This is a genomic window from Staphylococcus simulans (assembly GCF_003043455.1).
Classification (GTDB): Bacteria; Bacillota; Bacilli; order Staphylococcales; family Staphylococcaceae; genus Staphylococcus; species Staphylococcus simulans_A.
In genome coordinates this window covers 13,419-37,579 of sequence record NZ_PZGG01000020.1, presented here as the reverse complement: position 1 = coordinate 37,579, position 24,161 = coordinate 13,419, and the positions used below count along the sequence as shown (strand labels likewise).

General features: G+C 36.0%; 21 protein-coding genes and 1 other annotated feature. Of the genes, 2 read left to right on the top strand and 19 right to left on the bottom strand.

All coding sequences use genetic code 11. The features are described from left to right. Positions 1-6 precede the first annotated feature (6 nt). The 8 genes from BU038_RS05205 to BU038_RS05170 all read right to left on the bottom strand — a co-directional run bounded on the left by BU038_RS05205 (position 7) and on the right by BU038_RS05170 (position 9,695). Entirely contained in the window at positions 7-1,173 is a 1,167-nt protein-coding gene (locus tag BU038_RS05205) for a hypothetical protein (protein WP_107605140.1), read from the bottom strand. 135 nt (positions 1,174-1,308) lie between these two features. Continuing rightward, positions 1,309-1,749: a DUF948 domain-containing protein gene (locus tag BU038_RS05200; protein ID WP_002481213.1), complete on the bottom strand. Its 441-nt coding sequence runs from the start codon at positions 1,747-1,749 to the stop codon at positions 1,309-1,311. Between the two features lie 70 nt (positions 1,750-1,819). Next, on the bottom strand, positions 1,820-3,133 hold the full coding sequence (gene murC / locus BU038_RS05195) for a UDP-N-acetylmuramate--L-alanine ligase (RefSeq protein WP_107605139.1): 1,314 nt from the start codon (positions 3,131-3,133) through the stop codon (positions 1,820-1,822). 18 nt (positions 3,134-3,151) lie between these two features. Then, positions 3,152-6,691: a DNA translocase FtsK gene (locus tag BU038_RS05190; RefSeq protein ID WP_107605138.1), complete on the bottom strand. Its 3,540-nt coding sequence runs from the start codon at positions 6,689-6,691 to the stop codon at positions 3,152-3,154. Positions 6,692-6,714: 23 nt separating this feature from the next. Next, complete coding sequence (gene ytpR, locus BU038_RS05185) at positions 6,715-7,314, bottom strand: YtpR family tRNA-binding protein (RefSeq protein ID WP_107605137.1); 600 nt, start codon at positions 7,312-7,314, stop codon at positions 6,715-6,717. 12 nt (positions 7,315-7,326) lie between these two features. After that, on the bottom strand, positions 7,327-8,193 hold the full coding sequence (locus BU038_RS05180) for a DUF1444 domain-containing protein (RefSeq protein WP_107605136.1): 867 nt from the start codon (positions 8,191-8,193) through the stop codon (positions 7,327-7,329). A gap of 92 nt (positions 8,194-8,285) precedes the next feature. Next, positions 8,286-8,594: a thioredoxin family protein gene (locus tag BU038_RS05175; RefSeq protein WP_107605135.1), complete on the bottom strand. Its 309-nt coding sequence runs from the start codon at positions 8,592-8,594 to the stop codon at positions 8,286-8,288. A 24-nt stretch (positions 8,595-8,618) separates the two neighbouring features. Further along, positions 8,619-9,695 carry a M42 family metallopeptidase gene (locus BU038_RS05170; protein WP_107605134.1) on the bottom strand — a complete coding sequence of 359 codons (1,077 nt, stop codon included), beginning with the start codon at positions 9,693-9,695 and terminating at the stop codon, positions 8,619-8,621. A gap of 83 nt (positions 9,696-9,778) precedes the next feature. Between BU038_RS05170 and BU038_RS05165 the strand changes: the two genes are divergently transcribed. Continuing rightward, positions 9,779-10,090, top strand: coding sequence for a hypothetical protein (locus BU038_RS05165; RefSeq protein WP_002481220.1), 312 nt, complete (start codon positions 9,779-9,781; stop codon positions 10,088-10,090). Positions 10,091-10,169: 79 nt separating this feature from the next. On the opposite strand, the gene BU038_RS05160 is transcribed toward BU038_RS05165, so the two are convergent. From BU038_RS05160 to BU038_RS05125, 8 genes are all read right to left on the bottom strand, one after another. Then, complete coding sequence (locus BU038_RS05160) at positions 10,170-11,000, bottom strand: YtnP family quorum-quenching lactonase (RefSeq protein WP_107605133.1); 831 nt, start codon at positions 10,998-11,000, stop codon at positions 10,170-10,172. A 105-nt stretch (positions 11,001-11,105) separates the two neighbouring features. Continuing rightward, complete coding sequence (trmB, locus tag BU038_RS05155) at positions 11,106-11,744, bottom strand: tRNA (guanosine(46)-N7)-methyltransferase TrmB (RefSeq protein WP_060804819.1); 639 nt, start codon at positions 11,742-11,744, stop codon at positions 11,106-11,108. Positions 11,745-11,757: 13 nt separating this feature from the next. Further along, positions 11,758-12,549: a phosphotransferase gene (locus tag BU038_RS05150; RefSeq protein ID WP_199219688.1), complete on the bottom strand. Its 792-nt coding sequence runs from the start codon at positions 12,547-12,549 to the stop codon at positions 11,758-11,760. A gap of 268 nt (positions 12,550-12,817) precedes the next feature. Continuing rightward, entirely contained in the window at positions 12,818-13,666 is an 849-nt protein-coding gene (gene dat / locus BU038_RS05145) for a D-amino-acid transaminase (RefSeq protein ID WP_107605131.1), read from the bottom strand. Between the two features lie 2 nt (positions 13,667-13,668). Beyond that, positions 13,669-15,084, bottom strand: a complete 1,416-nt coding sequence (gene pepV, locus BU038_RS05140) for a dipeptidase PepV (protein WP_107605130.1) — start codon at positions 15,082-15,084, stop codon at positions 13,669-13,671. A gap of 194 nt (positions 15,085-15,278) precedes the next feature. Then, on the bottom strand, positions 15,279-15,695 hold the full coding sequence (locus BU038_RS05135; RefSeq protein ID WP_107605129.1) for a YtxH domain-containing protein: 417 nt from the start codon (positions 15,693-15,695) through the stop codon (positions 15,279-15,281). Positions 15,696-15,720: 25 nt separating this feature from the next. Beyond that, positions 15,721-16,416, bottom strand: a complete 696-nt coding sequence (locus BU038_RS05130) for a pseudouridine synthase (protein ID WP_107605128.1) — start codon at positions 16,414-16,416, stop codon at positions 15,721-15,723. Continuing rightward, positions 16,416-18,050, bottom strand: a complete 1,635-nt coding sequence (locus BU038_RS05125; RefSeq protein WP_107605127.1) for a putative polysaccharide biosynthesis protein — start codon at positions 18,048-18,050, stop codon at positions 16,416-16,418. Before BU038_RS05125 ends, BU038_RS05130 begins: the two co-directional genes overlap by 1 nt. Before the next feature lie 269 nt (positions 18,051-18,319). Between BU038_RS05125 and BU038_RS05120 the strand changes: the two genes are divergently transcribed. Further along, positions 18,320-19,576 (top strand): NAD(P)/FAD-dependent oxidoreductase, encoded by a 1,257-nt coding sequence (locus BU038_RS05120; RefSeq protein WP_107605126.1) that lies wholly within the window; start codon positions 18,320-18,322, stop codon positions 19,574-19,576. Between the two features lie 87 nt (positions 19,577-19,663). On the opposite strand, the gene BU038_RS05115 is transcribed toward BU038_RS05120, so the two are convergent. The 3 genes from BU038_RS05115 to BU038_RS05105 all read right to left on the bottom strand — a co-directional run bounded on the left by BU038_RS05115 (position 19,664) and on the right by BU038_RS05105 (position 23,969). Then, entirely contained in the window at positions 19,664-19,981 is a 318-nt protein-coding gene (locus BU038_RS05115) for a rhodanese-like domain-containing protein (protein WP_107605125.1), read from the bottom strand. A 20-nt stretch (positions 19,982-20,001) separates the two neighbouring features. Then, complete coding sequence (gene leuS, locus BU038_RS05110) at positions 20,002-22,416, bottom strand: leucine--tRNA ligase (protein WP_107605124.1); 2,415 nt, start codon at positions 22,414-22,416, stop codon at positions 20,002-20,004. 51 nt (positions 22,417-22,467) lie between these two features. Beyond that, positions 22,468-22,658 (bottom strand) — a binding site (T-box leader). A 132-nt stretch (positions 22,659-22,790) separates the two neighbouring features. Beyond that, positions 22,791-23,969 carry an MDR family MFS transporter gene (locus BU038_RS05105; protein ID WP_107605123.1) on the bottom strand — a complete coding sequence of 393 codons (1,179 nt, stop codon included), beginning with the start codon at positions 23,967-23,969 and terminating at the stop codon, positions 22,791-22,793. Positions 23,970-24,161 lie beyond the last annotated feature (192 nt).

The window sequence follows — 24,161 nt, the reverse complement described above, 5'->3', positions numbered from 1 at the left end:
GTACAATTAGTCATTGAATGTTTTTTTATCAATTTTCTTTGTTGTTGTTTCACCTTTTGGTTGTGATTTTGTAGTATTATTTGTTGTTTTCTTGTTTGCTGGTGTTACGCTAGGTTTCTTTGTTGATTTGTTAGCAGCTGATTTTGTTGTCTTTGTTGTTGTTTTTTGAGTTGTTGTTTTATTACCTTTTGCTGCTGGTTTTTGCGTTGTTGTTTTTGTTGTTTTTGTCGCATCTTTTGGAGAAGTCGCTTTTGCTGTTGTTTTTGTAGTTGATGCTGTTTTCTTTGGTGTATTTGTTGTTTTAGTTGTTTCTGTTTTTGTTGTCTTTGTATCATTAACAGTTTTAGATTCTACTTTTCCAGATGCTTCTGGTGTTTTATGTGCTTCTGAATGATTAGCAGTTGCTTTATCATGAGTAATCACACCTTTATTGAATGAAGCTTTCTCATGCGTTTGTGCTGTGCGTTTTTCAGCATCTGCTGGTTTTGATGCTTTAGCATCAGCTGATTTTTTAGTGCCTGCTGCTGTTGCAGTTGCTGCTGCGACTGTAACTAATACTGGAACTGTTTTAAATCCGCTTGATTTTACCGGTTCAGCTTTAAATAATTCAGCCACTTTAGCTGCAACTGTATTATCATTTTCAATTAGTTTAGCTTTTTCTTTTGCTGCTAATGCATTTCCTGTTGCTGTAAATTCATGGAAAGGCACTGTATCTGGTTGTGAAGATTTTAAAGGATTGTTGTCGTTTTGAACTTCTTGAGCTTGCGGTGAAACATTTGATAAATCGTGTGCTGCCGCTTCATTACGAATCGCAGCTCTTTGTGCGCGTAATGCTTTTGGATCTGTTTCTTGTTCATCATTGTTGAATTTTTGTTTCACATCAGATTTAAGTTGTTGTGCTTTATCTTTGATATCTTGAATTTGACTTTGCGCATTTGCTTTAAGCGCATCTGTTTGTGCTGATACTTTTTCTTTTACTGAAGGTTTTTTAGCTTCAGCTGGTTGATTTTGTTGTTCAAGCTGTTTGCGTTTTTTCACTTGATTAATCACGAAACCGCCTGCTGTACCAATAAATAAACCTGCGATAAACCCATAAACGAAATCTTTACGTACAGTATCAGACATTGCCTCAACTTCGTAAATTTCTAATCTAGCTTCATCGTTCTTTCTCATGTATTTGCCTCCTATAAAGTAAAAGCACTTAAACAAAGTTGATTCAACCTCATTTAAGTGCAGTTAGTACGTCTTATAATTGATAATGTAGCCTACAGATGAGGTATACAGTTCAATTAGAACTGCATTAAACCATTATCCTCTGTAGTTTGCACTTTCTCTACGTTGTTTTCTATATTGCCATTTGTCAGCAATTTCCATCGCAACGTTTGACCATTGGATGACTTGTGAAATTTTGTCTTCGTTTTGAGAAATATTATGTGCAATTGAGTTAGTTACTCGGTCCACTGATCCATCTAAATCTTGGATAGAGTCACCGATACCTTTTACTCCATCAACTACAGAATTTAAGCGGTCCACTTTATCTTGAATATCTTCAGTTAAGCGGTTTGCTTTATGAAGTAAATCTGTTGATTCTCTTGTAATCCCTTGAATTTGTCCTTCAATTCCATCAAGAGTCTTAGCCACGTAGTCTAAGTTTTTCTTAACAGATAAAAGAACAACTACAATTCCGATTACTAATACTAAAAATGCTATAGCTGCAATTAGACCTGCTATAGGTAAAATCCAGTCCATTAAAAACGCCTCCTAAATTGCTTATGTCTTATTTTTACTTAATACCCATACATATTTTAACATAAACATATTAAAATTCATTAATTACTCCGTGATTGTCTAAATAGGCGCGTTCAACTTTTTGTATATCCCCTGCACCCATAAATAAAATCACAGCATCTTCATATGACTTTAATATATTTACATTTTTTTCACTGATTAATTGCGCACCTGGAATGCGGTCAATTAAATCTTGAATTGTCAAACTGCCTTCATGTTCACGGATTGAACCGAAAATATCACATAAGAAGACACGATCTGCTTTATTCAAGCTTTCAGCAAACTCATTCAAGAACGCTTTTGTTCTAGAGTACGTATGCGGTTGAAAGACAGCGATAACCTCTTTATGCGGGTATTTTTTACGTGCTGTCTCAATTGTAGCATTAATTTCGCGTGGATGGTGGGCATAATCGTCAACAATTACTTGATTATGTACCTTTGTTTCATTGAATCTGCGTTTCACCCCGCCGAATGTTTCTAATGCTTCCTTAATGTTTTTAACATCTAGTCCTTCTAAATGACAGACCATGATAACCGCAAGTGTATTTAAAATATTATGATCCCCGTATTGCGGTGATAAGAAATGATCAAAGAATTGACCATCAATATACACATCAAAAGATGTACCATGTTCTGTAATTTGGAGGTTATCCGCATAGATATCTTCGTCTTTTTCTAAACCATAGTAATAAACAGGAACATCAGCTTTAATTTTTCTTAAATGGTCATCTTTGCCCCAAGCGATAATTGCTTTTTTAACATTATGTGCCATTTCTTGGAATGCACTTGTAACATCATCAATATCTTTAAAGTAATCAGGATGATCAAAATCGATGTTTGTCATAATCGCATAATCAGGATGATAACTTAAAAAGTGACGTCTATATTCACACGCTTCAAATGCAAAATATTCACTTTGAGGAATACCTAAACCTGTACCATCACCAATTAAGAAAGAAGTTCTTTTATCTCCATTCATGACATGTGATAAAAGGCCTGTTGTAGATGTTTTGCCGTGTGCGCCTGTCACAGCTACAGATGTATACTGTTCAATTACATGGCCTAAGAATGTAGGATAGTCAATAATCTCTAATCCTAACTCTTTTGCGCGGACAATTTCTTCATGTTCATCTGAAAAGGCATTTCCTTGAATAACAACCATGCCTTTTTGAATATTGTCTGGGTTAAATGGCAAAATTTTAACCCCTTTATTTCTTAATGCATCTTCTGTAAACACATATTGGTCGATGTCGGAGCCCTGAACTTCATGACCTAAATCATGCATGATTTGAGCCAATGAACTCATACCAGAGCCTTTAATACCGACAAAATGATAGTGTGTCATACTTAAACTCCTTCTTTCTTATTCCTCATTTATTTCAGCTGCAGTCAAATAAACTTCTCTTGGTTTCGAACCATTTGAACCTGAAATATAACCCAACGCTTCAAGTTGGTCAACAATTCGTGCAGCTCTATTGTAACCAATTTGGAAATGACGTTGAATGAGCGATGTTGAGATGTTGCCTTCAGCAACCATAAATCGACATACATCATCAAACAACTCATCTTTTGGTTGTGCTTTTGTTTGTTTCAACAATTCTTTTTCCTCAAATAAATATTCCGGTTCACGTTGTGCCTTAATAAAGTCAACGACTGCATCGATTTCTTCATCAGACACAAAGCTGCCTTGAACACGAATTGGTTTATTCATACCATTACCTAGATACAACATATCCCCATATCCAAGTAAGCGTTCAGCACCGCCACTGTCTAGTATAGTTCTTGAATCCACACTAGATGATACCATAAATGCGATACGAGTTGGAATATTCGCTTTGATTAATCCTGTAATCACATTTACAGAAGGACGTTGTGTTGCTACGAGCATATGAATACCGCAAGCACGTGCTTTTTGCGCAATTCTCGCAATCGATTGCTCTACTTCTTGCGGTGCCATCATCATTAAGTCTGCAAGTTCATCAATCACAATGACAATTTTAGGCAAACGTTGCTCGTAAGATGCTTTTTTATTGAATGCTGTAATATTTCGCACGTGATATTGCGCAAACAATTTATAACGTCTTTCCATTTCATCTACAGCCCACTTCAAACTTTGCGTCGCTGCTTTGACATCAGTAATCACTGGTGAAACTAGATGCGGTAAGCCGTTGTATGGCGCTAACTCTACCATTTTCGGGTCAATCAACAAGAGTTTTAACTCTTCTGGATGATTTTTGTACAACAATGAAAGTAAAATGCTGTTGATACAAACAGATTTACCTGAACCCGTTGCCCCTGCAATGAGTGCATGAGGCGTTTTCGCAATATCCATCAATAATGGCTCGTTATTAATACGATTTCCCATCGCAACTGTTAATTTAGATTCTGCATTTTTAAATTGAGAACTTTCAATAATAGATTTTAAATTCACTTTAGTTGGTGATACATTCGGCACTTCAATACCTACTAAACTTGTACCTGGAATCGGTGCCTCAATTCGAATATCTTTTGCGGCTAAAGCCATTTTTAAATCATCATGCAATGCGGTAATTCTAGAAACTTTTACCCCTTTTTCTACAGATAATTCAAAACGCGTTACACTTGGTCCTTCTGTAACGTTCTTAACTTCCGCTGGTACATTGAAGTAATAAAATGCATCATTCAACTCTTCTTTTTTCTCATCTATCCACTCTTGATCTACTTCATGCACTTCTGGTTCATCTAATAAATCTAAACTTGGTAATTTCAAGTTAGGTCCCTTACGGATACCTTCATGATGAGCTTGAACAGGTCCATTTTGTTCAGTTACAGGTTGCTTTGATGTTTCTTGTGTATTGGATTGTGTTGTTTTTGCTGTTTGAACACTTGTCGTAATATGTCCTTGTTCAGTCTTTGCTTGATTAGTCGTTTGACCTTCGTGTTGTGATGATTGAGCTTCACTTTCATCTTGTGTTGAAACATTTGTTGTTTGAGATGCATCGCTTTGTTCTGGCGATGATACAACTTTAGAATCACTTGTTTGTGTTTTAGGTGTTTGTGCAGCTTTACGCTTTTGCGCATCCATCATACGTCGCTTGTCTGATGGTGTCATCATCACATTGAAAGGTTTAGCCCCTTTTCGTATTGGACGTGACACTTTTGGTTGTTCAGACTTAGCTTCTTCAGACTCGACTTTATTTTCTTCTTGTTCATTATCAATTTTTTCAGATGAAGCATCTTTTTCAGCAGTTTCTTCTTGTTCCACTGATTCTTCGTGTTGCTCTTTTGTTTCAGGAATTGACGCTTCGTTTTTTTCTTCAACAGCTTTTGGTTGTTCTGGTCTCAATTGAGGTTCAAGACTAGATTTTTCTTTTTCTTCTGTGACTTCTTCTCTAGTCTCATCAGCTTTTGCTGTCTCTGATTTAAATGTATTACTATCTGGTGCTAATACAGGTTCATGAACCTCCGTAGGATTTTCTTCTTGTGGTTCAGATGATTCTTGTACTGTTTCAGATTCATCTTTTGTTTCTTGCACTGATTCTTCAGATTCATGTTCGTCTTCAGTGCTTTCATGAACATCAGTTACATGCACTTGTTCTTCTTGCTCTTGTTCGCTTTCAACTGGTTTATCTTCATCATCTATTTCAGTATATTGCGCTTCTGAAACTTCCGGTAAAGGTTCAGGTGCTTCGGTTAGTTCAACTGATTCAGATTGATGTGATTCTGATTCAAGTTGATGTGCTTCTTCTGGTGCATCTTCTACTACTTTAACGTCTTGTTCATTTATTTGCTGTACATTTTGAACTTGATTTAAATCAACTTCTTCGTAATCAAAATCATTTTGTGATTGTGTTACAGCTTCTTCAGACGCATTTGTTTCTACTTCATCTGAAGTGTGTTGAGTTTCTTCCTGATGTTCAGCAGCTCTCGCTTCTTTTTCTTTTTCAAAGCCATTTTCTTGGAAGACTGGATCTTCAACATATTGTTTAGCTTGTTCAGCATACATCTCATCAATAGCTTTTTGAATTGAGTTGACATCTTCTTGCTCACGTTTTTGTTGAAGTGCTTCTTTGAATTTTTTTCGTTGCAATACTTTTCGTTCGCGTTCACGTCGAATTTCTTCAACAATTTGTGAAGCATAAATATTATTAATGTTAATAGTGTTATCCGCTTTAGAATAATTAGGTGTTTGTTTCACTTGGTGTTGTGAAGATTCAGAAGGCGCTTGGTCATTTTCTCTTTTAACTTCTTCTGACTCATAAAGTTCAGCTTCTTGTCTTTTTGAAGCTTGCTTACGCATACCATTTAATGGATCTGTCGGTATTTTTTCTTGTTGTTTTTTCGGTTCTTCTTCAGACCCCGCATCTGAACGTTGAATGACCCCATTTTCTAAAGGATGACGTTTTTTCGTACCGAAAATTGCTGAAGGTACTTCTTCAGCACGGAACTCACCACTTTTATAATAAATATCTTTCGTATCATAACGTGTCGAATAATTTTGCACACGTCTATTGTGTTGTTCTTTTTTATTAGGTTGTTCTGAAACACGTTCTTTTGGTTCTGACTGTTTACGCGTATTGCGTGAAGAACGAAATGATGGTGTGTCGTCATCATAGAAAGCACGTCTTCTTCTATGTCGACGGTCTGGTTTTTGATACGAAGATGTTTCAACAAATTCTTCTGACTCATACGTTGGTTCAGAATGATTGGATTCTGACTCTGATTCTGTTTGTTGTTCAGAATCATTCACATGAAGTGGAAATCTGAAATTACCTTTTGGACGATCGTAAATATCATTATTTTCTGGTAGTAATGCATGACGACGACGTTCTTTTTCTTCTAATTTTTGTCTACGCTGACTATATTTTCTTTGATAAACTTCTTCATCGTCTTCATCACTAAATAATTTATCGAACCAGTTCATAATGTCACTTCCTTCCAATCATTTTATTCTTCGAAAAATGGTTGTCCTGTTTGGTAATCTTCTGATAATACCATAATACCTTTTTCTTGTGGTGCATTCGGTAAGTTTAATTCTTTCATTGAGCACACCATACCACTTGATGGTACACCTCGTAATTCAGCATCTTTAATTACCATACCGCTAGGCATTACAGCACCTACTTTTGCGACTACTACTTTTTGGTCTGCTTCAACATTTGGTGCACCACATACGATTTGTAATGTTTCATTACCCACATCTACTTGCAAAATGCTTAATTTGTCAGCGTTTGGATGTTTTTCTTTCGTTTTAACATAGCCAACTACAAATTTTGGTGATAAGTCAGAATCTAATTGATCTTCAATACCAGATTCATTCAACACCTTTTGTAAGCTGTTTAATAATTCTGGTGTAAGTTTTATATGTCCGTTACCTTCAATTGGTAAATGCTTAGAAGCATTGAAGATGTTATATCCTACAGCTTTATCGTCTAACGTAATTCTCACTACGTCACCGTGAGTTGTATAGTTGAACTCTCCTTCAGCAGGTTCTACTTGTAAGAATGCTACATCTCCGACACCATTTAAGTTGTAAAATAAATTCATTTTCTATTCTCCTTATTTCTTATCGTTTTTCTTTTGATTTTTTACTGCGCTCAATTCTTGAACGACATTTGGGCTCTTATCTTTTTTATTTTTATTATTCTTAGCCAAGATAAAGATAGGCTCTAAATGTCCTTTATCATATCCGAATGATAACGATGTAATCGGAACAAGCCCTTTCGTAAAGAATTCCATAGTTAAATGGGCCATTACGTCATAACCTGTTTTATTTCGAATATCTGCTATCACTAAGACATCTTGATGTGGAACTGCTACTAACATTTCACCTTCACAGTTTTCTTCAAATTGATTTAATAATGGAGTATTTAAAATTCTGCTCGCATCATACCCATCATTCGTATTAATAAAATAGAATATATTCCCTTTAACTTCATCTGTTTTATAAGGGTTATCTAATTTTCTGATATTGAATAATGCCATTTCTTTTATTTGTTGCGCAGTGACATTCAATTGTTTCAACATAGATTCATCGATTAAGCGATAGGATTTACCTAAATCTAATGCATAATAGATATTAGTTTCTGCCGTATGTGCATCTATCACAAACGGATGTCCTTCTTTAGTTTCTTTATCGAAACTTGCAGCACGCATTACTGGCATTACTTTGATGTTTTCCATTTCTTGTAGTGCATCATCGCTCATTTGTCGTATTGTTTCGTTTACATAGTAAACAATTTCATCAACAATTTTCTCTTGTTGATTATTATATTTCGCGACGATGGGTGTTAATCTAATCGTTACACCTTTACCATTATCTTTACGTGCAATGCGCAAGGTATCTTCTTCTCTATTAAATGTAAAGTTAACATCTAAATGATTTAAACGTTCTTTTAGTTTATCTCTCATTTGAAAGACATTCATATTAACACTCCTAATTACATACCTTTTTATAGTTTACCGTAAAAATACCCTTAGGAACAGAAAAAATGTGAATTTCCTAAGGGTATTTTTATTTAAATATTCGAAATAAATTCGCTGATTTGTTCAATCGTTTTTCTATCTTTGCTGACATAACTTCCGACTTGTTCGCCATTCTCATAAACTAAAAAGCTTGGAATACCCATAATGCCTAGGTCTGCTGCTAAATCAATAAATTTATCGCGATCTACTGATACGAATGTGTAATCAGGATGCTTTTCTTCTAATTCAGGAAGTCTCGGTGCGATAAAACGGCAATCAACACACCAATCTGCTGTAAACATAAATACTGTTTTACCTTGTTTAAGTTGTTCAAATGCTTCTACTGATTCTAATTGTTTCATATTTATCCACTTCTTTCTTATTATTTATGAATATTGTAAATGTGCAATGGTTTCATCATCTAAACCTAAAATCGATGCTTCAAGTAAGGCTCTCGCTGAATAATAATCTCTGATATCAAACACTGAGTCTGAACTATGAATATAACGCGCACAAACACCAATAACTGCTGTTGGGATGCCTATATTCGCTTTATGAATTTCTCCCCCATCAGTACCGCCTGGCGAAATATAATATTGTGTATTAATATCATGTTGTTGTGCCTGTTCTAACAAATAATCTCTGAATGCCGGTTTAAGAATCATTGTACCGTCTTTAATGCGAATTAATGTGCCCGCACCAAGTTTACCAGAAAGTTGTTGTGCACCTTTCATATCATTAGCTGGTGAACAATCTACCACAAACGCGATATCAGGATCGATTTGTTCTGCAGCTGCACGTGCACCTCGTAAACCGACTTCTTCTTGCACGTTTGCACCTACATATAAATCAACATCAAGTTCTTTGTCTTTAAATAATTTTAAAATTTCAATCGCCAATAAACAACCATAACGATTATCCCATGCTTTACCCGCAAATCGGTATTCAGATAATTGAATTAAAGCAGTATCAGGAACAATAGAATCCCCTATTTCTACACCACGTGATCTGACTTCATCTGCAGAATCACTACCGATATCTAACATTAAGTCTTTAATTTGAGGCTGTCCTTCGTTACCTGTTCTGAAATGTTTAGGTATACTTGCCACTACACCTGTGATAATTTCTTGCTGTCTCGTTTTAACTTTTAAACGTTGACCTTGCCAAATATCTGCAGCCACACCACCTAAATTCGTAAAGTGCAACATGCCGTTTGAAGTAATATCAGTTACCATAAATCCTACTTCATCCATATGTGCAGCGACCATCACTTTTTTTGCGTTTTCTTTTTTAGATTTTTTCACAGCGTAAAAGCCGCCCATACGGTTGTAGATGAATTCATCAGCGTAAGGTTCCATTTCTTTTTTTATGTACGCTCTTAAATCTTGTTCAAAACCTGGTGCACCATGAAATTCTGTTAAATCTTTAATATGTTGTAATGTTTCATTTTTCGCAATTTCCACTGTTCATCGCTCCTTAATAATTCATTATCTTCCTTATGTTATGGTAGAATATTGTTATAACGTAAGTGGAGGTATAAATTGAGATGTCTCGAAGAAAAATTTTGTTATTGATAGTATTACCAATCACAGTTTTATTGAGTAGTTTACTAGCTTACCTCACATTTTTAGGCACAAAAAAGTATAACCCACAAAAGTTAATTGAAGAAGTAAAAAGCTACTTTATGAACGTGACAGGGTCATACATTGTCTCAGAACCTCAACCATTCGAACAAGACGGTATTCATTATGAAATTTACCGTGGCGGTGTTACAACTAAAAACCACGGCAAAATCAGCAACTATGAATTTATCGCCGATGCGACAAATGGTAAAATCATTAACATAAAAGAAGTTTAATGATAATTGGTATGCATACTTATTTTAACAATGTTTCCATCAAACGGAGACATTGTTTTTTTATGCATTACTTTCTGTATTATCGGTTTCTTTTTACTTCAGCTTTAATAGAATAATCTTCTTTATCAAATTGAAGCGCAAAATATGTCGCATCATGATAAAACAGGAACCAATAATCCTGCATTATTAACCATGGCAACCATCTTTCCTTCTCCCTGATCGACTGCATCGGATAATCGTCATAAGACGTTACCCATAACGGATTCATATGCGCATGTGAAGGAAAAATATCTGACATATGGACAGCTTTTTCTCCTGCACTTTCAATCGTGATAATACTATGACCATAACTATGTCCGCCGGTATGATACATATGAATACCAGGCACCACTTCAATTTCATCTTCAAATAAAATTAAACGATTTTGATAATCACCTAAATTAAGGTTAGGCCAATACGTTGCTTTACTCCGTAGATTAGGTGCTAAAAATTCATGCCATTCATCTTGTTGGATATAATGCACTGCATTAGGAAATTTAGCATGCCCTTCTACATCAGAAAGTCCTGATGCATGATCATAATGCATGTGCGTCATCAAAACAACATCAATGTCTTCAGGTGTTAAATCAAATTTTTCTAATCCTTCTTCAATTAACCCTTCATTTTCTACACCGAAGTTACGTTTTTGTTTGTCTGTAAGTTTCCCTTGACCTAAACCTGTATCAATCAAGATATTGTGTTCTTCTGTTTGAACCAAAATTGGAGAAACACTCATCGGTACTTGATTCTTTTCGTTCGCAGGTATTTTTCTTTCCCATAATGGTTTAGGCACTGGACCGAACATCGTACCTCCATCCATGTTTGTCATACCGCCATTCAAATCATGGATTTCAAATTTTCCTAGTTTCAAAAGCCTCACCCTAACGTTCAAATATATAACTCAAGTATAGGTTGATATAGACTTATTTTCAAACTTTAGAAACGCAAAAAAACTGCATTCGATTGAATGCAGTGATTAATGATGAAACTTTGCTTCCATTCGGTAAATACGTGAACCTTTGTCCGCAAACTTTCTTTCATATTCAGTTTCAATATTATCCTCATCATCTTCATCATGAAGATTTAAGTTGATTTTTGTAAAATACATACCAAATTGCGACATACTTTCTAAACTATATGCGAATAAACCTCGATTATCTGTTTTGAAATGGATTTCCCCATCTTCTTTCAAAATCGTTTTATATAATGCGAGGAACGTGTGATACGTTAATCTTCGCTTCGCATGTCTTTTTTTCGGCCATGGATCAGAAAAATTTAAATAAACACGATCAATTTCGCCTGGTTTAAAGTAATCAGTTAATTCCATCGCATCATTACAAATCAATTTGATATTCTGCAAATCTTTTTCCAACACTTTATCTAAGACACGAATCATCACGTTTTTATCTCTTTCTAAAGAGACAAAGTTCACTTCGGGATGTTGAACTGCAAGTTCTGTTATAAATTGTCCCATTCCAGAACCTACTTCAATATAAATCGGTTGTGATTTATCGAACCATGCTGACATTTCGCCAGCATGCGTTCCATCCATATCTACAACTGTATTATGTTTGCGCAAATAATCCTCTGCCCAAGGTTTATTTCTTAATCTCATTTGCTTATTCTCCTCAAATAAATACGTTGCTGTTCATCACTTCATTTAAAAATTTCAGCCATATATTCATATCTTTATAACGTTTCTGTTCTTCAGACCACTCTACAAGACCAATCGCTTGAATGACTGTATACCATTTCATACGTTTACTTAAATCTAATGATTCTTTGCAACCATATTTCTCAAGCCATTCTGACCATTCATTTTGAGGAACGTAATTGTAAAGCAGCATTCCAATATCGATGGCAGGATCTGCTAACATCGCACCTTCCCAGTCGACTAAATAAAGTTCATCACGATCAGAAAGCAACCAATTATTATGATTTACATCTCCATGAACGACTGTATAAAAGCGAGGGTCCAAATGAGGTTTATGCTCTTCAAGATACGTCAAGGCTTTTCTGACCACATGATGAGTCAGTACCTGTCTGGAAAGCGAGGTATTGATTTTATTATAAAGAATATCTGGCGTAATCGGCTCCATTTCCATTCTTTTCAACATTGTTAATAATGTTTTTGAGCTATGGATTTTTTTCAATAACTTAGCCACTCTTGTCTGAGTCATTTCTTCGAAAGTCAATTCTCTGCCATTTTTCCAATGTTGCGCTGTGACAACTTCCCCTGTTTCTATTCGTTTAGTCCAAACTAATCTAGGGACAATACCTTCAGCTGATAATGCCGCTATAAATGGATTCGAGTTTCTTTTCAAAAACAGCTTTTGACCATCTTGTTCGGCCATATAAGCCTCTCCGGATGCGCCTCCAGCAGAATCTAAAGTCCATCCTAACTGATAGAACTGCTCCAACACGTTCACCTCGCTTTCAATTAGAAAATGGCTCTAGAAGTGTATTTCAAGAGCCATATTTTATATTTCTTTAACAAAAGTTTAATACTTTTACGTCCTTAGCACTCATTGTTAATTTTATAATTTTTAACCTTGGTTTTCAACCAAAAATGAGAAACAAAAAGACACATTTTACTTTCTAGAAAGCTATTGAAAATAATTAATTTTTCAGTAGCGACAAAATAAAATTATAACACATTTTCAAGGTAAGTTGGAGAAAATCATGCAATTAATGACTTTCCTCAATTTTTTGTTCGAAGCCATTTTGCAATTGGCGTGTAATTGGACCGACTTCGCCGTTTCCGACCGCTTCTCCATCCAATTTAACTACAGGCATCACTTCAACAGATGTACTAGAAACAATAATTTCATCTGCTTGTTTCAAGAAGTCTACCGTAAATGTTTCTTCTTTAAATGGAATATTTTGCTCTTCAGCAACGGCTTTAATCACACGTCTTGTAATCCCATTTAAAATATAATTATTAATCGGATGTGTATATATAACACCATCTTTAATTGCATAAACGTTACTTGAAGCCCCTTCAGTAACAGTTTCGCCGCGGTGTTGAATTGCTTCATCTGCGTTATATTTTACAGCATACTCTTTAGCGAGCACGTTGCCTAACAAATTCAAGCTTTTAATATCACATCTCAACCAACGGATATCTTCTACAGTGACTGCATTGATACCTGTTTCTAATTTTTCCACAGGTCTGCCATAACTTCTTGTAAATGCCATCATTTGAGGTTTAACTTCTGGTCCTGGGAATGCATGGTCACGTGGTGCTGCACCACGCGTTACTTGGATATATACCCCGCCATTTTCAACGTTATTCTCTTCAGCAAGTTTTGCTACCTTTTCTGTTAAAGATTCTACTGTTTCGTCTAAGTCAATATTCAACTCTGACGCACTACGTAAAAATCTTTCAAAGTGCTCTTTGACTGTAAATAACGTTTTATCATAAATACGAATGTATTCGTAGATACCATCACCAAAGTTATATCCTCTGTCATTGTATGGTACATTTGCATCTTGTTCATTTACAAATTGGCCGTTCAAAAATACCTTGTTTGTCATACTCATTCCTCCACACATAATGCGTATAGCGCTTCTAAATAAATGCTAGTAGCATTGAAAAGTTGTTTTTTCGTAATATATTCATTTCTTTGATGCATTAAATCCTCTGAGTCGCTGAACATTGCTCCGAATGCTACGCCTTTATCTAGATTACGTGCATAAGTACCTCCGCCAATTGTATATGGCTCAGTCATGTCGCCAGTTTGATTACGGTAAGCTTGAACTAATGATTGTACAAATGGATCTTCTTTGTCCACATAATGCGGACGTTGAACTTTTCCTAGTTTAAGCTCAAATCCTAAATCATTGACTTCATGCTTGAATCCTTCAATAGCTTCATCAAATTCAAATCCCTCTGGGTAACGTAAGTTGATACCGAATCTGCCGCCTTCAGGCAATGTATATGAAATAATACCGATATTTGTTGTTAAGTCTCCCATTTTATCAGTATGGAATTTCATACCCATTTTTTCACCGAAGTGTGATTCGAATAAATAACGTTCACTTAAATCAACAAATTTAGCCGCTTGATTATCTAATTCTAATCCACGTAAGAAGTGAAGTAAGAACAAGCCGGCATTTAAACCGATAGATGGGTCCATACCATGTACTGCTTTACCTTTTAAACGTAAAACAAGCATGTCATCCTCTAACTCACTATTTCCTACAAGTTCATGAGCTTCTAAATATTGTTGATAACGCTCTGTCACTTCTGAGTTGCTTGATTTCACTTTAAGATGTGCAACTGCTTCATCTGGAACCATGTTATAGCGTTGACCAGATTCAAATGATAAAAGTGTGACATCTGCATTTGTATCAGTAGAATCTTTAGCTTCGCCTGCTAATTCAATATCGAATGTTGTAATACCTTTTTCACCATGAATTGCAGGGAATTCTGCATCCGGTGCAAAACCTAATTCAGGCATTTCTTCGGTTTTGAAATAACGATCGACACAAGTCCAATCTGACTCTTCATCTGTACCGATAATAATATGCACTCGTTTTTTCCAATCTACGTTCATTTCATTTAAGATTTTAACTGCATAGTATGCGGCAATTGTTGGACCTTTATCATCCAAAGTACCACGTGCAATAATAGCATCTTCAGTTACAGTCGGTTCAAATGGTGGTGTATCCCAACCTTCACCTGCAGGTACAACATCGACGTGGCATAGAATGCCGAATAAGTCTTCACCTTTACCTGCTTCAATTCTTCCTGCAACATGATCGACATCGTGGACATTAAATCCGTCACGTTCTGCAATTTGATACATATAATCAAGCGCAGCTCTAGGACCTGGACCTAGCGGTGCATCAGGTGTAGCTTTGCTATCATCTCTGACACTTTCGATTGAAAGTAAGCCGTTTAAATCAGCAATAATTTGATCTTGGTATTCTTGCACTTTTTCTTTCCACATTCGTGATCAACTTCCTTCTCAAATTTTAGTTCACTCTATATTTTACCCTAACTGATTCTTAAACAACAGTGGGAACCCCCCCTTATTTTCTGACTAAGTCTTGAAATGTTGTCATCACAGTCATCTCAGAATGAATTTTTTAGCATAAAAAAATACCTTAGCTGCTAACTAAGGTACTGAAAGTTCATAAGATATTATTTAGTATCGTTTGAACCTTTATTGTCATTTTGTTTTAAGTCTTCTTCAGTTACAATTCTGATATTGTTTTGCGCTTCATCAGATTGTTTAACATCGTCTAAAGTTGGTGACGCTGCATCTTCTGAATTTGAGAAGCGTGCTTTTTGTTCTTGTAAGAAACCTTTAGGGTCTTGTTTTACTTTTTCAGCATAACCTTTAGGATCTTGTTTCACTTCGTTGAAAGTTTCAGTTGCTTTAGATGCAACTTGGTTTGCTAACTCTTTAGCATTTTCTTTATATGATTCTGGATTTTCTTTGTATTTATCATATTCTTGTTTAAGACGGTCTCTGCTGTCTTTTCTTGATAATAATACTGCTGCAGTTGCTGCACCAATACCTAATACTGCTTTAAAAAAGTTACTTGATTTTGCCATAATAATCACCTTGTCCTTTAAGAATTTAGTTTTTCACTAGATTTAATTCTGCTTCAGTCAAAGTACGATATGCACCTTTAGGCAGATTTTCATCCAGTTTCAAACTTCCGATTTGTACTCGCTTTAATTTAGTTACCTCATTTTCTATTGCGTGAAACATCCTTTTCACTTGATGGTAACGTCCTTCTTGAATCGTAACGTACACAATCCTTGGATTTTCGGTTATTTCAAGTTTGGCCGGTTTTACGGGTCCGTCTGATAATTCAATACCCTGTTCGAACTTTTTTACGTCTTCGCTCGTAACGGGTTGTGCCGCTTCAACGCGATATACTTTCGATACATGTTTATTCGGACTCATGACATCATGGTTAAATTGACCATCATTCGTTATCAATAATAAGCCCTCAGTATCTTTATCGAGACGGCCTACCGGAAATAGGTCTAAATACTGGTAGTCTTTAATTAATCCAATAACCGTCAGGTGCTCTGCATCCTCTACTGCAGAGACATAACCTGATGGTTTATTGAGCATCAGATAAATTTTATCAATGTAAGTAATCTGTTCTCCATTGACTGTAATTTCATCTGAATACGGATCAATTTGACGTTTGCTTTGTTTTTCTTTTTTATTGTTCACTTCAACAGCGTTCTGTTTAAGCAATTGTTTTACCTCACTGCGTGTGCCTACACCCATGTTCGATAAAAATTTATCCAATCGCATTATGAGATTCTCAACTTTCTGCGTAACTTGCTTGGCAATTCACCTAGGAATTGGTCTGCAAGTCTTGTTTTCAATGTGATGCCGCCATAAACGACCATGCCGACTATAACCCCCACAATTAAGATAATCAGACTGCCGATCTTAGTTTGCGGTGAAACAACCAATTGTGTGACCCAATATGCTGCTTCAACACAAAGCATCATAATAAAGCCGTAAATAAAGATTTTCGCAAACTGAATCCAAGTTTCTGTAAATGTAAACTTAGCATACTTTTTCAAAATATAAAAGTTACATATGTTCGCAAATAATAATGCGATGCCTGTACTTAAAACCGCACCTGCTGTATGGAATGCGACAATCAATGGGAAGTTCAACACAATTTTAACTACGACAGCAGCTAAAATTACAAACACTGTTAATTTCTGTTTATCAATTCCTTGCAGCATTGATGCTGTAATACTTAATAAAGAAATCAACATTGCGACAGGCGCATAGAAGAATAATAAACGACTGCCATCAAAATTACTGCTATAGAACACTGTATACAATGGTGCTGCTAAAGCCATAATACCTAAACTTGCTGGAACCGTGATAAACATCAACACACCTAATGATGTTCTGATTTGACGATGCATTTCCGATAATTCACCCGACTCATAAGTCTTTGTAATATACGGAATTAAACTAATCGCGAAACCAGCAGCTAAAGATGTTGGTATCATCACGATTTTATTCGTTGTCATATTCAAGATTGTAAAGAAGTAATCGTGCAATTGCTGCGGTACTCCTGCCATACCTAACGCATTATTATGTGTTAATTGGTCTACAATATTGAATAACGGGAAGTTCAAACTCACAATAACAAAGGGAATACTATAAGAAATAATTTCCTTATACATTTTTGAATATGGTACATCTAAACCTGTTGTATCAGATGCGACCATTTTATCAATATGCGGTTTACGCTTTCTCCAGTAATACCAAAGCGTAAAGATACCGACGATGGCACCAATCGCTGCAGCAAATGTTGCAACACCGTTCGCCATTAATACTGTTCCGCCCATCACATTTAACACGACATAACTGCCGCCTAAAATGAAAATAATACGAGCAACTTGTTCAGTTACTTCAGAAACAGCTGTTGGCCCCATAGATTTGAATCCTTGGAACACACCTCGCCAAGTCGCAAGCAACGGAATGAAGATGACTACTGTACTGATAATTCGAATGATCCACGTGATATCTTCAACAGTCCAGCCGCCTTCTAAGTTTGATTTGTGCGCAAGTGTTACATTGGCAATCAATGGTGATAAAGCGTATAAAATAATAAAACCGATAATACCGCTGATTGACATGACGATGAAACTTGATCGATATAATTTTTGACTGACATGATAAGCACCAATCGCATTGTATTTCGCTACATATTTTGATGCAGCCAATGGCACACCAGCAGTAGCTACCGCAATCGCAATGTTATAAGGTGCATATGCATAGTTGAACGGGGCCAAGTTTTCTTCTCCACCGATAATCGCATAGAACGGGATGATGAATAACACACCGAGTATTTTAGTTATTAAAATACTTACCGTTAGAAGAAAGGTCCCTCTTACTAATTCTTGACTTTCATTCATTACAATCTTCCTATCTGAAAATAATTTTAATCTTATCCTACTACCAACAATTGTCAGCAGTTACTTTTTTTCATTAGTATTATAGCTTAAAATAGTGTTAACAGGAAAGATTATATAAATAATTTCACAATAGCGTCAGATAAATATATGGCAGACACTATTAAACAAACAGATGACTCACCTAAGCTTTCACAATAACCTAAACACAATAGATAAATCAAATTTAAAGGAGGCAGACGCGCATATTCATCTCAGCGCGTACCGATTATATGTATCAATCGATTATTATCGGCGGCGGACCCAGTGGTTTAATGTCTGCAGCAGCCGCAAGTCAAAACAAACAAAAAGTATTATTAATAGAAAAGAAAAAAGGCCTCGGCAGAAAATTAAAAATTTCTGGCGGCGGACGATGCAACGTCACAAACCGATTACCTTATGATGAAATTATTCGTCACATTCCTGGTAATGGAAAATTTTTATATAGCCCTTTTTCGGTCTTTGATAATGAATCTATCATTGAGTTCTTCGAATCTCGCGGAGTGAAACTAAAAGAAGAAGATCACGGCAGAATGTTCCCAGTTTCTAACCGCGCTCAAGATGTTGTAGACACTTTAGTTCAGGAACTTATCAATAACAAAGTTGAGATTAAAGAAGAAACTGCGGTCAAACATATTAAACAAGATAAAGACGGTCATTTTATAGTGACGGACCAAAATGACCAAGTCTATCATAGTAGAACTGTCGTTATTGCGACTGGTGGTACAAGCGTACCGCAAACAGGTTCTACTGGTGACGGCTATACATTTGCAGAATCTCTTGGGCATACGATAACAGAACTCTTCCCTACCGAAGTTCCAATCACTTCTAAAGAACCTTTTATTATTCGTAAAACCTTAAAAGGATTAAGTTTAAAGGATGTTGCGTTGTCTGTACTGAGAAAGAATGGCAAACCACGTATCACCCATCGTATGGATATGATTTTTACACATTTTGGCATCAGTGGACCTGCCGCTTTACGATGCAGCCAATTCGTCTTTAAAGAACAAAAATCTCAAAAGAAACAAGACATTCAAATGCAGTTGGATGTCTTCCCTGACGAAAAGGAAAATGAGGTGCAATCACGCATTAAATCTTTAATTAAAGAAACGCCAGATAAGCTTGTTAAAAATAGTTTACGCGGTATCATCGAAGAACGTTATCTCAACTTCATTCTAGAACAAGCAGATGTTTCTGAAGAAACTACAGGCCATCATATTTCAAACCAGCAAATTTTAACCCTTGCACAATTGTTCAAAGGTTTTACGTTTACTGTCAATGGCACTTTGCCTATCGAAAAAGCATTTGTGACAGGTGGCGGTGTTTCTATTAAAGAAATTGAGCCGCATACGATGATGTCAAAAATCACACCCGGTTTATTTTTATGCGGAGAAGTGTTAGACATCCATGGTTATACTGGTGGTTACAATATCACTAGCGCATTAGTGACTGGCCGCGTCTCAGGTATCAATGCTGGACAGTTTGAATAAGTTTTTCCTCACAAATTAATAAACAATATGAAAAATAGCCGAAACCGTGTCGTAAATATACGACCAGTTTCGGCTATTATCATTCAATTAGATACTATTAATCTCTAAACCTTCATCGCCCCATGCTTTCATACCGCCTTCGACGTTAACCGCATGAATATTAGGGTTTTGTTCTTTCAGGTAATTAACCACATTCGCACTGCGAACACCTGCAGCACAAATAATGTAATACGTATCATTCTCATTGAATTCATTGAGGTTATCAGGAATTTCATTCATTGGAATGGTTGTTGCCCCTGGAATGATTCCTGTTGCTGTTTCTTCATTTTCTCGGACATCAATGATATGAATTGGTTCATTATTGAACATTTTCTTTTTCAATTCATCAGTTGTGATTGTTTCCATAACTTAATCATCCTCCTTTATTATTTAGCTACAATGTTAACTAATTTTTGTGGAACTGCGATGACTTTCTTGATGTCTTTATCCCCTATATCTAATTTAACATTCTCATTGTGTAACGCAATATCTTCCATTTCTTCTTTCGTCGCATCTTTAGGAATGAAGACTTTTGCTCTGACTTTACCATTCACTTGAACTACGATTTCAACTTCATCATCAACCAATAATGCTTCATCGAAATCTGGCCATGGTTGATAACTGATTGTTTCATCATGACCTAATTTAGCCCATAATTCTTCACCTAAGTGAGGTGCAATTGGTGATAACATTTTCACGAAACCTTCAACATACGGTTTGTATAATTGATCCGCTTTGTAACCTTCATTGATGAAGACCATCAATTGACTGATTGCAGTGTTGAAATTCAATGTATCAAAGTCTTCTGTGACTTTCTTAACAGTTTGGTTATAAACTTTTTGAAGTGATTTATCATCTGTATCTACAATTTTAGAAGATAATGAGCCATCTTCATTCACAAACAATCTCCACACACGGTCTAAGAAACGTCTTGAACCATCTAAACCTTTTTCACTCCATGCGATTGCCGCATCTAAAGGTCCCATGAACATTTCGTATAAACGTAATGTATCAGCACCGTGAGAACGGATGATGTCATCAGGGTTTACAACGTTACCACGAGATTTACTCATTTTTTCGTTACCTTCACCTAAAATCATACCTTGGTTGAATAATTTTTGGAACGGTTCTTTCGTTGGTACAACACCTAAATCATAAAGCACTTTATGCCAGAATCTTGCGTATAACAAGTGAAGTACAGCGTGTTCTACACCACCGATATATAGATCAACCGGTAACCAATGTTTTAATTTTTCAGGATCTGCTAACATTTCATCGTTATGCGGATCAATGTAGCGTAAATAGTACCAGCAGCTGCCTGCCCATTGCGGCATCGTATTTGTTTCACGACGACCTTTCATACCTGTTTCTGGATCCACAACGTTTACGAACTCATCAATATTCGCAAGTGGAGATTCACCAGTACCAGAAGGTTCAATAGAATCAGTTTCTGGTAATAATAATGGTAATTCATCTGTTGGAACAGTTGTCATAGTGCCATCTTCCCAATGAATAATTGGAATTGGTTCGCCCCAATAACGTTGACGGCTGAATAACCAGTCACGTAATTTATAGTTGACCTTTTTCTCACCGGCACCTTTTTCTTCTAATAATTGAATCGCTTTTGTGATTGCTTCAGCATTATGCAAGCCATCTAAAGCACCAGAATTTACATGAGGACCATCGCCAGTATAAGCCGCTTCTGAAATATCTCCGCCTTCAATAACCTCTTTGATTGGCAAATCAAATTTTTGAGCGAATTCATAGTCACGTTCATCATGTGCAGGAACTGCCATAACCGCACCTGTACCATAAGAAGATAAAACATAGTCCGCAATCCAAATCGGTAATTTTTCTCCAGATAATGGATTAATCGCATAAGCACCAGTGAAGACACCTGTTTTGTCTTTTGCTAAGTCTGTACGTTCCAAATCAGATTTCATAGAAGCATCTTTTTGGTATTTTTCTACCTCTGCTTTATGTTCTTCTGTTGTAATTTGAGAGACTAACTCATGTTCAGGACTTAATACCGCAAAAGTTGCACCATAAATAGTATCTGGACGTGTTGTAAACACATCAATTTTACCTTCATGATTTTCAACTTCAAATGTGACTTTAGCACCTTCAGAACGGCCGATCCAGTTACGTTGCATATCTTTGATAGATTCAGGCCAATCTAAATCTTCTAAGTCTTCTAATAAACGATCAGCATATTCAGTAATACGTAAAACCCATTGACGCATTGGACGACGATAAACAGGGAAACCGCCACGTTCTGATACGCCATCTACAACTTCTTCGTTAGATAAGACTGCTTTAAGTTCAGGACACCAGTTCACTGCCACTTCATCAACATAAGCTAAACCTTTGTTGAACAGTTGAATGAATACCCATTGTGTCCATTTATAATAATCTGAATCCGTTGTGCTTAACTCTCTGTCCCAGTCGTAACTGAAACCTAACTCTTGAATTTGACGTTTAAACGTTTGAATGTTCTTTTTAGTGAATTCACGTGGGTCATTACCCGTATTCAACGCATATTGTTCTGCTGGCAAACCGAATGCATCCCATCCCATAGGATGTAAAACATTGTACCCTTGCATACGTTTATAACGTGAAATAATATCTGTTGCTGTGTAACCTTCAGGATGTCCAACATGAAGTCCAGCACCTGATGGATACGGGAACATATCTAAAGCGTAAAATTTCTTTTGACCCAAGTTATCATTTGTTTTGAACGTTTTGTGTTCTGCCCAATAATCTTGCCATTTCTTCTCAATTTCTTGATGATTAAAACTCACTTTGCTTTCCTCCTAATAAAAAAATACAACTCAAACTATTATGCTTTGCTTATGAAGGACGACATTGTGCCGCGGTACCACCTTCATTCGTATCTTCTACGCACCTCATACATAATAGCTCGAGCTGTATTATTCTTAATATAATCGTTGGTAAGTTCATCTAAATGACTTAACTGGTTTGCACCGAACACCAGCTCTCTTGATAAGTCTTTTAAATTACTACTCCATATACACTTATAACTATATTTTATTCTAACCCTTAATGCAAGTCTTAAATTCCTAGTCACCGCTTCTACTTTCCGATAAAAAACAATATTTTACTAGCACCTAGTTTATACATTTATAAAAAATAAGTTATAACATGTATACCTTGTTTAAACATCAAATTCATCTGCCGATAAACGCTTATCATATATAAATAAAAAGAACATTGAAATAAATAATAAGCCCATCATCGTTAAGAACATTGCTTGCATGTTGAAACTATCAACTAAAATACCACCGATTAAAGGTCCGAATGCTTTACCGACTGTCGCAGCTGAATTGACAATTCCTTGATACGCACCTTGTTTACCTTCAGGCGCTAATTGATTCGCAATTGTTGGAACAGCTGGCCATACGAACATTTCCCCAAGTGTTAATATAATCATACCAATCACAAACACCGAAAATTGTTCCGCAAAACTGGTCACAAAGAATGACACGATGAACACGCAAATACCGACAAACATTTGTTTTTTTAAGTTTCCTCTAAGTAAGCGAATAACTGGGTAAATCAACGGTTGTGCTACTAAAATCATGATACCGTTAATCGTCCATAAAACACTATATTGAGAAAGTGAAATATTCATTTCTTGCGTAAATGAAGCAATGGTACTTTCCCATTGAATATAGGCAATCCAACAAATTGAGAACATGACACAAAGTAATAACAATGCCACAAAACGTTTGCGATATTTCTTTTGTGCCCATTGATTTGCATCTGGTATTTTAACTTTACCTCGATATTGTAAATTAAATTGTGTTACTGCCACGATAAAGAAAGCCACATACATTAATAAGTTTGCGATGAAAATATAATTAAAACTGAGTTCAGCCACATATCCAGCAATCGCAGCACCAAATGCTACACCTAAGTTTTGTGCTAAATAAATCGCATTAAAAGTTTGGCGTCCACCATTCGGCCAAACTGCCCCTGCCATCGCATAAATTGCTGGAATAATGATACCGCCGCCGAATCCTAACATAACTAACCAAACCGCATATAATGGCCACCCATGATAGAAATTCAATAATGTTGTGGCACATAAACAAATGACTGCACCACTCATAATTGTTATAAAACCACCAAGCTTATCAAAGAAAAAGCCTCCTAATAAGTTTCCGACAACCATACCTAAAGAGTTGATCATTAAGACCATCCCGGCAGTTGTTAAACTTTTTCCTAATTCTTGACTCATATAAATTGTGTTTAAAGGCCATAAAAAACTAGCCCCCATTATATTGATAGCCATACCAATAACTAACCACCAAATGGATTTAGGCATATTCATACTGTTCCACCCGCTTTCTATTATTTTTCTCTTTTTTCAGGCAAAAACGTTCTGTATTTTTACCAATAAAAATTTCGCAAACAGAGGCAAATAACTGTTAGCGAAACGTGTTTAAAATTTATATTCAATTGAACTTTGGATTTTGCAACCAAATCATCTTACTATAATTTCTAAATGAATAAAAGACCTAAT